Origin of the sequence: Carnobacterium sp. CS13 (assembly GCF_016653495.1) — a bacterium.
Taxonomy (GTDB): domain Bacteria; phylum Bacillota; class Bacilli; order Lactobacillales; family Carnobacteriaceae; genus Carnobacterium_A; species Carnobacterium_A antarcticum.
In genome coordinates this window covers 177,250-190,492 of the sequence record NZ_CP067364.1, presented here as the reverse complement: position 1 = coordinate 190,492, position 13,243 = coordinate 177,250, and the positions used below count along the sequence as shown (strand labels likewise).

The following is a 13,243-nucleotide window of genomic DNA, read 5'->3' as shown; positions in this document are numbered from 1 at the left end:
CAAGTAAAATCTTTATATTTTCTAGTAATAAAAATTTGAAACTGCTATGCTTAAGTTTATTATATTCCACTAAAAACAGTATTTGGTTATTTCTAATAGGAGGAAAGCATGGACGAGACAAATGAATTAGATAGTAAGAAACAAAGTGCTCAAAATAAAATGATTGAAGGAACATTTTGGTTAACTGCTGGTAATTTTATTTCTAGGCTTCTTGGATTGATCTACATTATTCCCTGGTATTATTGGATGGGAGAACATGGTTTAGTAGCAAATGGATTATATGGAATGGGCTACAACATTTATGCTATGTTTTTGCTGATTTCCACAGCAGGAATTCCTTCTGCTATTACCAAACAAATTTCTTACTATAATTCATTAAATGATCCTGAAATGAGCAATCAAGTTTTTTATAGTGCACTTAAAGCTACTGCTGTAATCGGTGTTGTTGCTAGTTTTCTTATGTACAGCTTCTCATCCGTAATAGCAAAACATTCAGGTGGCAGTGATGATTTGGCTGCTGTCATTAAATCTTTGAGCATTATTGTCATTTTCTTTCCAAGCATGAGTGTGATAAGAGGTTATTTTCAAGGTAATCATAAAATGAAACCTTATGCCATTTCCCAAATCCTTGAACAAGTGGGAAGAGTGCTCTATATGCTGCTCTCAACGTTTATTATCATGAAAGTGCTGAAAGGAAATTACGTTACGGCTGTTGTTCATTCAACTTTTGCAGCTTTTATTGGATTGATTTTTAGTTATGGCTACTTGTTGATCAAATTAAAGCAAGAGACACCTATACATATAAAGTTTAGAAAAAGCAAAGCAAAAACAAACTTTTCTTCTAATGGTTTATTAAAACAAATAGCGCAAGAGTCAATACCTTTTATTATTGTCGGAGCGGGAATTTCATTATTCAAATTGATCGATCAATTTACTTTTTTTAGAATTATGGATCACGTTACGGACTATTCTGATAAACAGCTAACCGAATTGTTTGGAATTTTCAGTGCAAATCCTGATAAATTAACAATGATAGTTATTGCGCTCGCTACTTCTTTATCAAGTGCTGGTCTGCCTCTTTTAACTGAATTTTTTACCAAAAAGGATCAATTTTCTTTATCAAAAATGATTACTAACAACATTCAGCTTTTCCTTTTCATCATGCTTCCTTCTATAATAGGAATGATTGCACTAGCACAGCCGCTTTATACTCTATTCTATGAACCAAGTCATTTAGGCATTATGGTCCTTATCCAAGCCTGTTTAACAGGTTTTATTCTTGGGTTTTACATGTTAAGTTCTAGTATATTGCAAAGCGTCAATCAGAATCGTTATGCTATTGTGGCATTAGCTGTCGGAGCTCTGATAAAATTAGCTGCTCAATATCCCTTAATTTCTTATTTTGAAGTATATGGTCCATTAATGGCTACTTCCATCGCTTTTGCTGTTACCTGTATGCTGAACCTAATGAAAATAATTAAAATCGCTAAACCTAATATTAAACTTCTACTTAAAAGTTTCTTGCTTATTTTCATTATAAGTACCCTAATGCTATTCGTTGTTGCTCTTGCCAGGAACCTTCTCTATTTAGTTTTGTCACCTGAACGAAAAATAGATAGTTTTCTAATCGTTGTCATTGTGGCAGTTGTCGGAATCCTTTTTTATACTTTTATATCATTTAAAACGGGCTTAGCCGATAAATTGCTTGGCAATGATGCTATCAGAATAAAAAATAAATTTAAGATCAATCCTTAGTTCTTTAAGCATTACTTAAATGATTATCTTTAAAGGCTCCTCATCATTCTTTTTTCAGGATAACGAGGAGCTGATTCGAGCATTTGTATAACACATGGTATTCTAATTATGTACATCAAGCTTACTGGAAGGAGATTTCTCTACGTTCAAGTTTATTTTAAGCGTTATAGTTATTTATTTCTTGTTGTTTACCGATCGTTTTTCAAAAATAGTACAAACTATTGAAAAAGAGTTTGCACCAAAACATAACTAAAGTTGCAGATTAAAAAAACAGAAGAGATTCTACTAGTAATAAGGAGATGATCATTGTGCATGACATTCAAAACTCTCATGACTTAGTTCAAGCTTTGAATAAAAAAGAAGATGAAATCGTTGTTACAGGCAGTTATTGTAAAGAATTAAAAACATTGATAGCTGCAAACGTACCAGACTCTGACTATGTTGGAGTAATGCCTGGCCAAGTATTAACACAAGGGTTTTTCATGCCGTTATTTTCTAATTTTGTAAACGATGTCTTGAGTCTGTTTGACTCTTCTAACCTTTCCAAAGAGCAAAAAGAAATCAAGAAAAGACTTCGGCTTTATAACGTTATCAAAAATTCTCCTAATAAAATTAGTTTAAGGTTGAAGCAACTTGATTATTAAAAGTTGTTTAACTCGTTTATTGACCTGCTATGATGAGTTTTTCTAGCACTCATTCTGCTATTTCATAAAAACACAGCAATATAACTAAAAAAGATAGGTAAGCCTGAAAAACAAGGCTCATCTATCTTTTTATTCTGCATAAGTGTAATTACTTAGCATAATTAGAAACATTTAGAACAAGGTTGCAGTCCTCTAGCGTTAGCTTCATCCATAGTTGCTGGATAATAAGTGCCATTGCCGCATTTACGTATATGGTACTTCGAACCAGTAGCAGTAATTAGAATTGGCGTTTCATTACCCGGATTTTCTGCTGTCGTATTTGTCGTTTCTGTGTGAGTAGAATACGATTCAGAATGAGAATAATTGTCTTGTGAAGCAGATGCAGCTACTTCGGCTGCTTTTTCACTAGCAATTCTCTCTTCTTCTGCTTTTTCTGCAGCTATTGCTTTTGCTTCGGCTTCAGCTTTTTCTTTTGCTACAGCTACTTTTTTAGCTTCTTCTTTATTTTTATCAATGGTTCCTTTTACAGAAGCTAGTTCAGTTGTTAGGCGATCATTTTCACGAGGAAGTGCTTTTATAAGCTCAAAAGCGTGATTATAATTATCATCTGTCGGGTTTTCTTCAGCTGTTATAACCGCCTCTTCAGCAACCGCTAGTTGTTCTTCTCTTTCTGTGACTTTGCCTTGTATAGTTTCTAATCTATCTGAAAAAGAATCTTTGTTTAAATTAACTATTTTCACCAAATTTTGCGCATCTTTTAGAGTAGTGGGAGATAATTCTTTTTCAGCCAATGCAACAGCTGTTTCGGCCTTTATGTAAACAGATATATCTTCTAAACGTTTTTCGATGGTATCGTACTCTTTAGTTAATGCGGATACTAATGTTGCGGCTTTATCATAATTTTCTTGAGTAGGCTCGTCTTCAGCTAATGCTAAAGCTGTTTCAACTTTTTTCATTCTTTCTTCTTCTTCTTTTTGTTCATTTAAAAATGCAACATATTCTTCTGAAGCAGTAACTGTAATTATCTTTTCTGTTTGAGAATCTTCAATTTCAGCTACAAAAGTTACTTTATCAGACTTGTGGTCTTCTAATGTTACCTTATAAGAAAATTTTCCATCGTTAATTTTAATCTTGATTCCATCTGCAGTTACTGTAGCATTCGAGTTCGTTGTTCCTTCAATAATTGCGACTCCTTTAGCATTTGTCTCGACTTCAGAAGCCTCCATTCGCAGCATAGCTTCTGCTGGTACGAACATGGCAGCGCCGATGATAACGACCACACTAGCCAAAGTAATCATTGCCGATTTCTTTTTAGGCTTTTTTCTTACAACATTTATTAAAAGCTTTCCTGCACCAAAAATAAAACCTAACAAACCAATCATAACAAACCATATACCCATCTTTTTACCTCCTTAATTTATAATTAAAGTATACCAAATCTATTAGATAACAACAGGTTTATTTTTGAAACGCAGATTTTTTAAGCTTCTGAAGACTTTTTCTAACGCAAAAAATTCCCTAACCAATTAAGGAATAGGGAATTTAATTAATTGTATTAGTTTGTATAAGGAACATACTCGCCATTCAAAGGATCCATTTTCAATAATGTTTCATCTGAAAGGTTGTATTGGAACATTCCTACCATGTTGGAAATCTCTACGCCGTCTACTTCATGAGCATGTCGGATTTCGATTTGGTATGTACCTTCATCGATTTTCGATACATAAAATTGGTTGCCTTCAGCAGAAATCCCGGTCATTGAAACAACTTTGTTCAAGACCTCTGTCCGTTCTTCTTCTGCTGTCATCACGGGTGCTTCACTCGTGCTTGATGCAGCACTGCTAGATGTTGCAGCTTCAGAAGATGCTGCTGTCGAACTAGATTGTTCTGCCGCTGCTTCTTTCTCAGTTAACCATGCTTGGATTTCATCATCGGATACTGTTTTGATATCATGTCCTGTTGCTTCTTTGAATTCTGTTGCTGCTAAATCAGAAGTCCGTTCGGTTTTGTAAGCAGATTGTTCGATCAATGCCGCTGACTCGTCGGCTTTGGCTTTTTCTGCTTGTGCGGAATTGATTTTTGTTTTTAATTCTGTTGCTTTTGCTTCTAATTCGCTGTACTCTGTTAAATCGTTTTGCAATAATGTATCGATACTGCCTGCTGCTTCGTCTAGCTTTCCAGCCTCGAATTGCGCTAAGCTGTCATCATACATTTTTTGATACGTTGCTTCTGCTGTAACTTCTTGACTTGATGAGTCTTCTGATACAGAAACAACTTCGGAACTAGCTGATGATTCTGTCGTTCCATTGTTCTCAGTCCCACAAGCACCTAAGAGAACGATACTGGCAAATGCCATCATAAAAATTTTAGATTTTTTTATCATATTTCTGTTCCTCCTTTAACTATTCCTTTTTTATTTCATCCCCATTATACCTTACTTTACTTTCCTACCCATACATTTACGATTAAATTTATGAGATTCTTTCTGATTGCACAATACCTACATGTATATATGCGTTGCTTATTCAATCGATTTGTTCAAATGAAAGCTCTATTACAGGGTATTCCTTTTAATTGATTCTCTTTTTTATTATACTTGGAACAGTTGAAAAGAAAGGAGCAAACCAAATGAAAAATTTTATAGAAGAATTTAAAGAATTTGCCTTCAAAGGCAATGTGCTCGACTTAGCCGTTGGGGTCGTTATTGGTGCTGCATTTACAGCCATCGTAACTTCACTGGTTGAAGACATCATCATGCCTTTGGTCGGTATAATAGCCGGCGGTACTGACGTTTCTAGTTTGTCGTTAGAAATTGGCACCACTACTTTAGCATACGGCGCTTTTTTACAAGCAGTTATTAATTTCTTACTTATCGCATTTGTAGTCTTTATGTTTATTAAACTGATCAACAGCGCTGCTGCCAAATTCAAAAAAGAAACAGGCGAAATTGGCGAAGAAGTGGAAATACCGGCTGCTGAAGAATATTTAAAAGAAATCCGCGACTTATTGGCAAAAGAACAGGCATCTTCTTCAATAGAAGAATAAATTTTATGTGTCACTAAAACAAAAAATCCCAGAAGAAGGTGCCGAACAAGGCACTTCGCTTCTGAGATTTTTTTCGTTGTTGCTAATTATTCGACAATGTAATCTGGGTTTTGGTAGTTGTCTTTTTTCAAGCCTTTGATGCTCATCATGATCACAAAACTGAATAAGTATAATGCCGATAAGAACAGCATAACCGCAAACAGATTGTAGTGGTCCAGAATAAGACCAATTGCAACGGATGAAAATCCGCCGACTGCACGCCCAACATTTAAAATCACATTATTAGCTGTTGAGCGAATATGCGTCGGATAAAGTCTGCCGACGATTGCTCCATATCCTGCAAACATCCCATTTGCAAAAAAGCCGACGACCGCTCCTCCTATCAGCAATGTCCATTCACTTGTCGCTGTGACAAATAAGAAGACTGACGCTGCTGAAGCGAGCAAGAACAGCGCGTACGCTGTGCGAGCTCCAAGTTTATCTAGAATACGGCCAAACAGCAGCATTCCGATGCTCATGCCGATAATCGTTGAAATCATCCAAATTGATGAACCTGAAACAGACAAGCCTAAACTTTCTTGTAAAATCGATGGCAGCCAGTTCATTAAACCAAAGTAGCCGGCAATTTGAACCGTAGCCATGAGCATCAAAGAAATCGTCAAGCGCGTTAATTTAGGCGTTTTAAACAGTTCTTTGATCGATGTCGAAGGACCGTCCGTTGCTTTTTGTGCTTGTTTCCATTCATCGGTTTCATCTAAGTGTTTGCGCACCAAGACAGCCATCACAACAGGCAGTAAGCCGAATAAGAATAATGCATTCCAACCAAATGTCGGAATGATCAGCGCTGCTAAGATCGCTGCTAAAATGGAACCGAATTGACCGGAAATCGTAACGATCGACGTCATCGCACCCATTTTCTTTCTGGAGAACACTTCAGCAACCAAAGCCATACCGATACCGTATTCGCCGCCCGCTCCCACACCTGCTAAAAAGCGGCAGAAGTAAATTAAGTAGATGTTGTTTGCAAAATACATAGCAGCTGTGGCGAAAGCAAAAATATAAACTGTGTAGCTGAACATTTTGATTCGGCCATGTTTATCGGCCAGCACACCAAAAAAAACGCCCCCTAGTAGCATCCCTATATTTGTCACCGTAGAGATGAGTCCTGCTGCCGCACTATTGAGCTGCAAATCTGCAATAATAGAAGATAACGAGAAAGATAGGAACATAATGTCCATATTTTCTAATCCGTATCCTACTGCTGATGAAGCCAATACTTTCTTTTGGTAGCCTGACATGGTTGGATTACCAGTTGCCGTTTGTTGTTTCATATTTTATTTTCCTCCTAAAACGAATGATCTCTGTCATTCATTATTTTATGGTATTGTCGATAAGTATACGGAACATTTCTTTTTTGAGCAAGTCTTTTTTATCAGATAGGACAAAAAAGCCCATTTTGAAGTAAAAAATGAATCATATGAGGGTCACCACTTTTGGGACAAACTTATCTCCTTTTAGCAGCCATTCGTCTCATGTAGACACAAAAATAGACAAGCCCTCTGATTTAGATGAGAGACTTGCCCAAATAGGAGCAGGCTGACCAACAAAAACAGCAAATCATTGAAAAAATGCCGATTTTTGTCTCACTCCACGCTTCTGCTTTAAAGCTCATGATAAGCAGCATAAACGTCTTGTTTTTTTATACCTCTTAGTTTAGCTACCTCTTTGATCGCTTCTTTACTGGTAAGTGCTTGTTCATCGATCACTGCACCGACATGCTCTGAAAGAGTCATTGAGCTCCATGAGGTATCAGCTTCTGCGATTAAAGAAGCTTCGCTGTTGCCTTCGATGATCAAACAAAATTCACCGCGTACTTCTGAAGTGGTTGCCCATTCCAAAGCTTCCGCTATCGTACCGCGAATAAATTCTTCATAACGTTTGGTTAATTCACGGCAGCAAACGATTCTCCGTTCGGCTCCAAAGACCGTCACCATATTTTTTAACACTTCTTTTAAGCGGTGAGGCGATTCATATAAAATCAAGGTCTCTGGCCGATGATTTAATTCTTCCAACTCTTGGAGTTGTTCTTTTTTCTTGCGCGGCAAAAAACCATAGAAATAAAAGGGCTGCGGAGCAATTCCTGAAGCGATCAAAGCAGTTAGCCCAGCATTTGCACCGGGTAATGGAACAACGGGTATCCCGGCTTCAATACAAGCTACCACTAATTCGTGGCCTGGATCGCTAATGGAAGGCATCCCTGCATCACTGACTTGCGCAATCGTCGATCCTTCATGCATTTTTTCGAGGAGCTGCACGATACGTTCTTGAGTATTGTGTTCATGAAAACTGATTTGCGAAGTTTTGATTTCAAAATGATTTAATAATTTCTGGGTATTCCGGGTATCTTCAGAAGCAATGAGGTCAACTTCTTTCAGTATCCGAATGCCGCGAATCGTCATGTCTTCCAAATTTCCAATAGGAGTTGGCACGAGATACAACATGCCTCTGCTTTCTTTTTCAAAGCTCTTTTGACTCTGCATTTTCTTTCTCCTCCTCTGCTGATAACTGTTCGCTATTTACGATACGCGGTTGGTTTTCATCGATGGGGAACTGAACCCCTTGTGTCCCTAAAAACCGCTCTTTTTTTTGGCGCGTTTGTTTTTTAAAGGCGTACTCTGCTTTAGTGGCTTCGCTGCGTGTATTAAATGCTTCCGCATAAATCAGTTTAACTGGGCGGCGTCCAGCTGGTCTGGTGTACTTTGCGCCAACACCCTCATTGTGTTCTTGTTCTCGGCGGGTCAAATCTGTTGTGTAACCACCGTAAAAACTGCCGTCACGGCAATACAGCACATAAAAATAACTAATCGTTTTTGCCATAGAGCATCTCACTTACTTCAGGCAAATAGCGGTTATCCTCGCCATAGACAAAAAGCGGCGGCAAGACTCGAAAACCGGTGTCTTTGCCATCTTTAATGCCTTCGATCAATAGCGTGTTCGCTTCTTTTCCGACTTTTGGGTAAACCAACCGCATTTTTTTAGGAGCCAAGCGGTGCTTCTTCATCGTGGCCAAAATTTCGATCAGCCGATCTGGACGGTGAACGAAATACGCTTTGCCGTTCATTTTCAGCAACCCGCTGGTCTCTTTCATGACTTCATCTAAATTCGTATGCAATTCATGCCGTGCGATCGCTAAATGTGAATTAGGATTTTTAACGCTGGTACCTTTATTGATAAAATAAGGCGGATTACACGTCACCACATCGACAGAATCTTTTTTGATCCAATTGGTCGCTTGATTTAAGTTGCCGTGGATCATCGTTAATTGGTTTTCTAAACCGTTTAATTGGATGCTGCGCTCAGCCATTCCCGCCAGTCGTTTTTGTAATTCGATACCGATGATAGGGCTTTTCGTCTTCTGGCTCAATAGCAACCCTACAACCCCATTACCCGCACATAAATCCACGATGGTCGCCCGATCATGCCGGGGAACTTGCGCAAAGTCTCCTAGCAATACTGCATCCAATGAAAAAGAAAAGACGGTCGGGCTCTGGATAATTTTTAATTGGTGGCTTAATAAATAATCAATACGTTCGTCTTCTTGTAACCATTGGTCCACTCTGCTGACACTTCCTTTAATGTTAATTCGCTCTCCATTATACCATAAAAAAAAGACCAAAAGCAGTGCTCTTAGCCTCCTATTGTCTTCGTATTCAGTTAGCTTAATGAAAGATTAAGCTCGAACTTTCAAAATGATTTTCCCAATGTTTTTATTGTCTTCCATATACTGATGAGCTTGTACGACCTCTTCCAATTGGAAAGTAGTATCAATAATTGGATGAATAGTCTCCCGTTTAAAGTATGGCAAGACAATCTTGACAAATTCTTGTGTCAGTTTTGCTTTATACTCATCGCTGCGTGGTGTTAACAAGGTGCCTTTTAAGGTCACTCGCTTGGCTAATAATGCTGACAAGTCTACTTCTTTGACTGTCGCACCGCCTAGTGTTCCAATCAATACCCAACGGCCGTCTTTTTTGATGCTTTTCAGATTGTTTTCCCAATAAGATGCTCCGATAAAATCGAGAATCACATCGACGCCGGCTTGATCTGTGTAATCAAGCACTTCTTCAGCAAAGTTTTCCTCTTTGTAATTGATTGTTTTGTCTGCTCCTAATGTTTGGCAAACTGCTAATTTTTCTGCTGATCCGGCCGTTACGATAACACGAGCTTGCGTAAGGTGTTTTGCCATTTGAATAGCGGCTGTTCCTACACCGCTGGCACCTGCATGGATCAAAACCGTTTCAGCTGTTTTTAACTCTCCCAACCAATATAAGGTTTGATAAGCCGTTAAAAAAACTTCTGGAATAGCGGCTCCTTGTTCAAAACTCATACTCTCTGGTAAAAGGATCGCTCGATTTGCTGGCAAAATGGCATATTCTGCATAACCGCCCTGATTGACTAAACCTGCTACTCTGGTTCCAGTCTTATACTTTTCACCATTTCCGCGATTTTCGACGACCACACCAGCAATTTCAACACCCAGAATGGGATACGGTTCAGATAGATTCGGATTCGAACGCGTTACTATATCCGTTCGGTTCAGCGCTGCTGTGCGTACTTCTACTAACAATTCGCCTACTTTTGGAATCGGCTTATCGCGTTCTTGAATCTCCATTTGCTCGGCTTCGCCAGGCTGTTTGATGCTGACTGCTTTCATATTTTCCCTTCCTCCCTTTCTTCTGCTAATAGAATAGCTTAAAAAAACGGCCAAAAGATAAGTGCATCTTTTCACCGTTTTGTCTGTATAAATGTATCATTTTATTTACGATGAACTCAACTCAATAAGCTGCTTAAATCAATTCACTGGCTTCTTTTAATTCAAACGTTTCATCTTTATGCGCCTTAAGGAATTCAAACGCTTTAGGTTCGTTTTTTAAAACGATTTCCTCTTCTGTTTCATCTGCTTTGGTCATCGTGAATGTAAAACTAGTTGTCTCTTTTTGTCGCGTTAAAAACTCTTCTAATTCAACGTTAGACATTTTGTTTAGTTCATGCATCTTAAATCCCACCTTTGTTTTTTTGCAGTATCGTTATAAATCCAATATACCACTCAACGAAGTGAAATTCTAATAATACACTCTTGAGGAAGAATCATCTTAAACAAAAAGGAGGTGAGATAAAAGCCTCACCCCCTTTAAAGATATATAATTTGATTCATTCATTTCAACAAGTTTAACGGTTTTAATCGTTTAAAAATTCAATAAAATTCCCAATCCAAATGTAACGATCAGAAAAATCGGGATAATGGCTGAATTTTGGACAGCGTACATAAATGTTTGAGACTTCACTTGAACAGCCAAAAACTTATCGGTATTCTTTTTCTCTAATGGAATCGATAGCAAAGCTAACAGAACCATTTTTGGATAAACACCGATGAAAACTGAAACGATCAATGAAACGTATGCTAAAATATAAAGCCATTTGAACAAAACTAACGATTTTGGTTTTCCAATATAGTACGGTAAGGTAAAGCGATTGTCTTCAATATCTTCTTCCAAATCGCAAATATTATTCGCTAACATAATGTTCGTCACAACGATGACGGTTGGCAAAGAGGCTAAGAAAATTTTCCCCAGCGTTGGACCATCAAGTGCCATAACATTAAAAGCATTGACAAAAACGGTAATAAAGTAAATTCCAAAGCCCATAGCAATGCCTGAAAAAGCTTCTCCAAATGGTGTGCTTGAAATAGGACGTGGACCAGCAGTATACAAAATTCCAATTAAAAAACAAATAAGTCCCATATAAAGCAAAGCCATACTGGTTTGAGTCACTAAGTAGATTCCTAATAAAGCTGAGATGATTCCTGTAATCGAGTAAACTTTTTTGACCGCTGGCATAGAAAGATTTTCCTTACCGATCGTCATTTCTTGTGCACTTAGGTCTTTTTTATTGCTGGCTATCTCATAGTCTAAGTATTCGTCTCGAGTATTAACTGCCGCATGAAATAAAACTACTGCGATAAATAAAACAAACGAATTTAATATATTTAATTCTTGATAATGGTACCAACTGTATAAAAGTCCGACTAAAACTGGAAAAATACTGGCAGTAGTGGAATACAATTGTGCCAACTTAACGATTGCCTTAAAGTTCATATAACCCTTCCTTTAACTCTTTTTTTAAATAAATTTGAAAACTGTTGAATAGCTAAACAATGAAGCCCTGAACTTGCCGCTCAACAGCAACTTCTCTAATATGCGACGAAGTCTAACTGTTGTCAAGGAAAATAGCTTAATTGCTTTACAAAAGTGGACAGATTGAAAAAGATGACTTCGATAGGACTAATCGAAATCACCTTTGAAGCAGAAACGTTTCAATTTCTGTTGCTCTCGTTTCATTTCAATGTTATCTTCGATCCCCGTAAATGACATCTAAACAGAATGCACAGGGTTCATCATTCACCCGACGTGATCCATAAAAGACGTTACAAACATGGAAACCATCTTCGTATAACTTCTCAAGGTTCAAACGTGACTTACTCATTTCGGGTTCCACAACTTCTTCGTTTGGACGCTGCTGCTTTTCAAGGTCGCTTAACCGATCTCTTAAATGCTGGTTTTCAATTCGAAGAGTGGCATTTTCTTCAACGAGCGCTTCGACTTCACGTTTCAAATCAGATATTTGATGCAAAGTCGCATCTGTATCTTGCTCTAACTTCGTAAAGCTATCATATAAAGTTTTTTTATCCATTCCTTTTTCACCCATTCTTTACTATGATCTTCGCCTAGTTTGGTTGTCTTAGTTATTCAAAAACTTTATATCAGCAATAAAGACAGCTGTTCAAAAACACCTTGTGCATTGACGTTGCTTTCTAATTTTTTTCTGCTCAGTAAAATAGTTTCCAATGCTTCCGTTAAATGTGCTCCATTAAAACGACCAGCTGTCTCTTTTAAAATTTCTTGATGTTGCGGGTAAGCCAAAATGTCAACTGCTTCATAATTAAGCATCAGTGCATCACGATAAGCCAGCAATAGCAAATCAACCACCAACAAATAGTGCTCTCGGTCTTTAAAATGAGGCATGATATCTGTCTGTACGAACACAAAACCTTGTTGTTCTTTTTTCGAAACCAGAACAAACCATTTCCAAATGATTTTTCTCGCTTCATTAAACCATTCATCTTGACTCATTTCGATTGCTGTTTCTAAACTATTCGTAAGATGAACTAAAAGCGAAGCTTGGCTCACCGGCAGTTCTTTTTTTTCTAATTCTGCTAATAAGCGCTTTTTAGAAAGGGGTTGGAAGTGAATCAGCTGACACCGCGACAAAATCGTCGGCAGGAGGCGTTGTTTGGCGGTTGTTAATAAAAAAGCCACGACTTTTCCATCAGGCTCTTCCAAGAATTTTAAGAGGCTGTTTGCTGCTCCGATCGTCATTTTCTCAACGTCTTCTACAATAAAGACTTTTTGCTTTCCTTCCACACCGCTTTTTGAGAATTCAGCTTTTAAATCACGAACTTGTTCTACTTTGATGGAAAGTCCATCCGGTGCGATTTCAATCACATCGGGGTGCTGGTGTTGTAAAACCCGTACACAAGTGGAACACTCTTCACAAGGCAGATGGTCATGCGGATTCTGACAAAAAAGCGACGCTGCTAACCACAGAGCCAAATCTTTTTTGCCCGTTCCGGACACTCCTTCAAAAAGATACGCGTGAGCCAATTGGTTTTGTTTAACTGTTTGCTGCATTTGTTTAAAAACGATTGGTTGAATCCATTTTAATTTCTCTTCTATTTTCAT

General features: G+C 37.9%; 14 protein-coding genes. 3 read left to right on the top strand and 11 right to left on the bottom strand.

The genetic code is table 11. From position 1 onward, the window contains the following. Positions 1-108 precede the first annotated feature (108 nt). A complete protein-coding gene (locus JHE06_RS00935; RefSeq protein ID WP_201089045.1) occupies positions 109-1,755 on the top strand; it encodes a putative polysaccharide biosynthesis protein in 1,647 nt (548 codons plus the stop codon). Between the two features lie 308 nt (positions 1,756-2,063). Next, a complete protein-coding gene (locus JHE06_RS00930) occupies positions 2,064-2,399 on the top strand; it encodes a hypothetical protein (RefSeq protein WP_201089043.1) in 336 nt (111 codons plus the stop codon). A 161-nt stretch (positions 2,400-2,560) separates the two neighbouring features. Here the strand turns inward: JHE06_RS00930 and JHE06_RS00925 are convergent, their stop codons facing one another. Together JHE06_RS00925 and JHE06_RS00920 are read right to left on the bottom strand one after the other, a co-directional pair. Continuing rightward, entirely contained in the window at positions 2,561-3,799 is a 1,239-nt protein-coding gene (locus JHE06_RS00925) for a hypothetical protein (RefSeq protein ID WP_201089042.1), read from the bottom strand. A 155-nt stretch (positions 3,800-3,954) separates the two neighbouring features. Continuing rightward, positions 3,955-4,782, bottom strand: a complete 828-nt coding sequence (locus tag JHE06_RS00920; protein WP_201089040.1) for a hypothetical protein — start codon at positions 4,780-4,782, stop codon at positions 3,955-3,957. A 245-nt stretch (positions 4,783-5,027) separates the two neighbouring features. Here JHE06_RS00920 and mscL point away from each other — a divergent pair, with 245 nt between their 5' ends. Then, on the top strand, positions 5,028-5,444 hold the full coding sequence (gene mscL, locus JHE06_RS00915) for a large conductance mechanosensitive channel protein MscL (RefSeq protein WP_058919720.1): 417 nt from the start codon (positions 5,028-5,030) through the stop codon (positions 5,442-5,444). 86 nt (positions 5,445-5,530) lie between these two features. Here the strand turns inward: mscL and JHE06_RS00910 are convergent, their stop codons facing one another. The 9 genes from JHE06_RS00910 to holB form a co-directional block, all read right to left on the bottom strand. After that, a complete protein-coding gene (locus JHE06_RS00910) occupies positions 5,531-6,775 on the bottom strand; it encodes an MFS transporter (protein WP_236253528.1) in 1,245 nt (414 codons plus the stop codon). 330 nt (positions 6,776-7,105) lie between these two features. Beyond that, the gene (gene rsmI / locus JHE06_RS00905) at positions 7,106-7,984 is read right to left on the bottom strand and encodes a 16S rRNA (cytidine(1402)-2'-O)-methyltransferase (protein WP_201089038.1); all 879 of its coding nucleotides are present in this window, start codon (positions 7,982-7,984) and stop codon (positions 7,106-7,108) included. After that, positions 7,962-8,321 carry a GIY-YIG nuclease family protein gene (locus tag JHE06_RS00900; RefSeq protein ID WP_058919717.1) on the bottom strand — a complete coding sequence of 120 codons (360 nt, stop codon included), beginning with the start codon at positions 8,319-8,321 and terminating at the stop codon, positions 7,962-7,964. The genes rsmI and JHE06_RS00900 overlap by 23 nt, the downstream gene beginning before the upstream one ends. Further along, complete coding sequence (locus tag JHE06_RS00895) at positions 8,305-9,060, bottom strand: tRNA1(Val) (adenine(37)-N6)-methyltransferase (protein ID WP_058920304.1); 756 nt, start codon at positions 9,058-9,060, stop codon at positions 8,305-8,307. The genes JHE06_RS00900 and JHE06_RS00895 overlap by 17 nt, the downstream gene beginning before the upstream one ends. Before the next feature lie 114 nt (positions 9,061-9,174). Beyond that, positions 9,175-10,158: an NAD(P)H-quinone oxidoreductase gene (locus JHE06_RS00890; RefSeq protein ID WP_201089036.1), complete on the bottom strand. Its 984-nt coding sequence runs from the start codon at positions 10,156-10,158 to the stop codon at positions 9,175-9,177. Between the two features lie 133 nt (positions 10,159-10,291). Further along, a complete protein-coding gene (locus JHE06_RS00885) occupies positions 10,292-10,498 on the bottom strand; it encodes a hypothetical protein (protein ID WP_058919715.1) in 207 nt (68 codons plus the stop codon). Between the two features lie 192 nt (positions 10,499-10,690). After that, complete coding sequence (locus JHE06_RS00880) at positions 10,691-11,599, bottom strand: 1,4-dihydroxy-2-naphthoate polyprenyltransferase (RefSeq protein WP_058919714.1); 909 nt, start codon at positions 11,597-11,599, stop codon at positions 10,691-10,693. Between the two features lie 250 nt (positions 11,600-11,849). After that, complete coding sequence (locus JHE06_RS00875; RefSeq protein WP_058920303.1) at positions 11,850-12,194, bottom strand: DNA replication initiation control protein YabA; 345 nt, start codon at positions 12,192-12,194, stop codon at positions 11,850-11,852. A gap of 65 nt (positions 12,195-12,259) precedes the next feature. Then, positions 12,260-13,243 carry a DNA polymerase III subunit delta' gene (gene holB / locus JHE06_RS00870; RefSeq protein ID WP_058919713.1) on the bottom strand — a complete coding sequence of 328 codons (984 nt, stop codon included), beginning with the start codon at positions 13,241-13,243 and terminating at the stop codon, positions 12,260-12,262.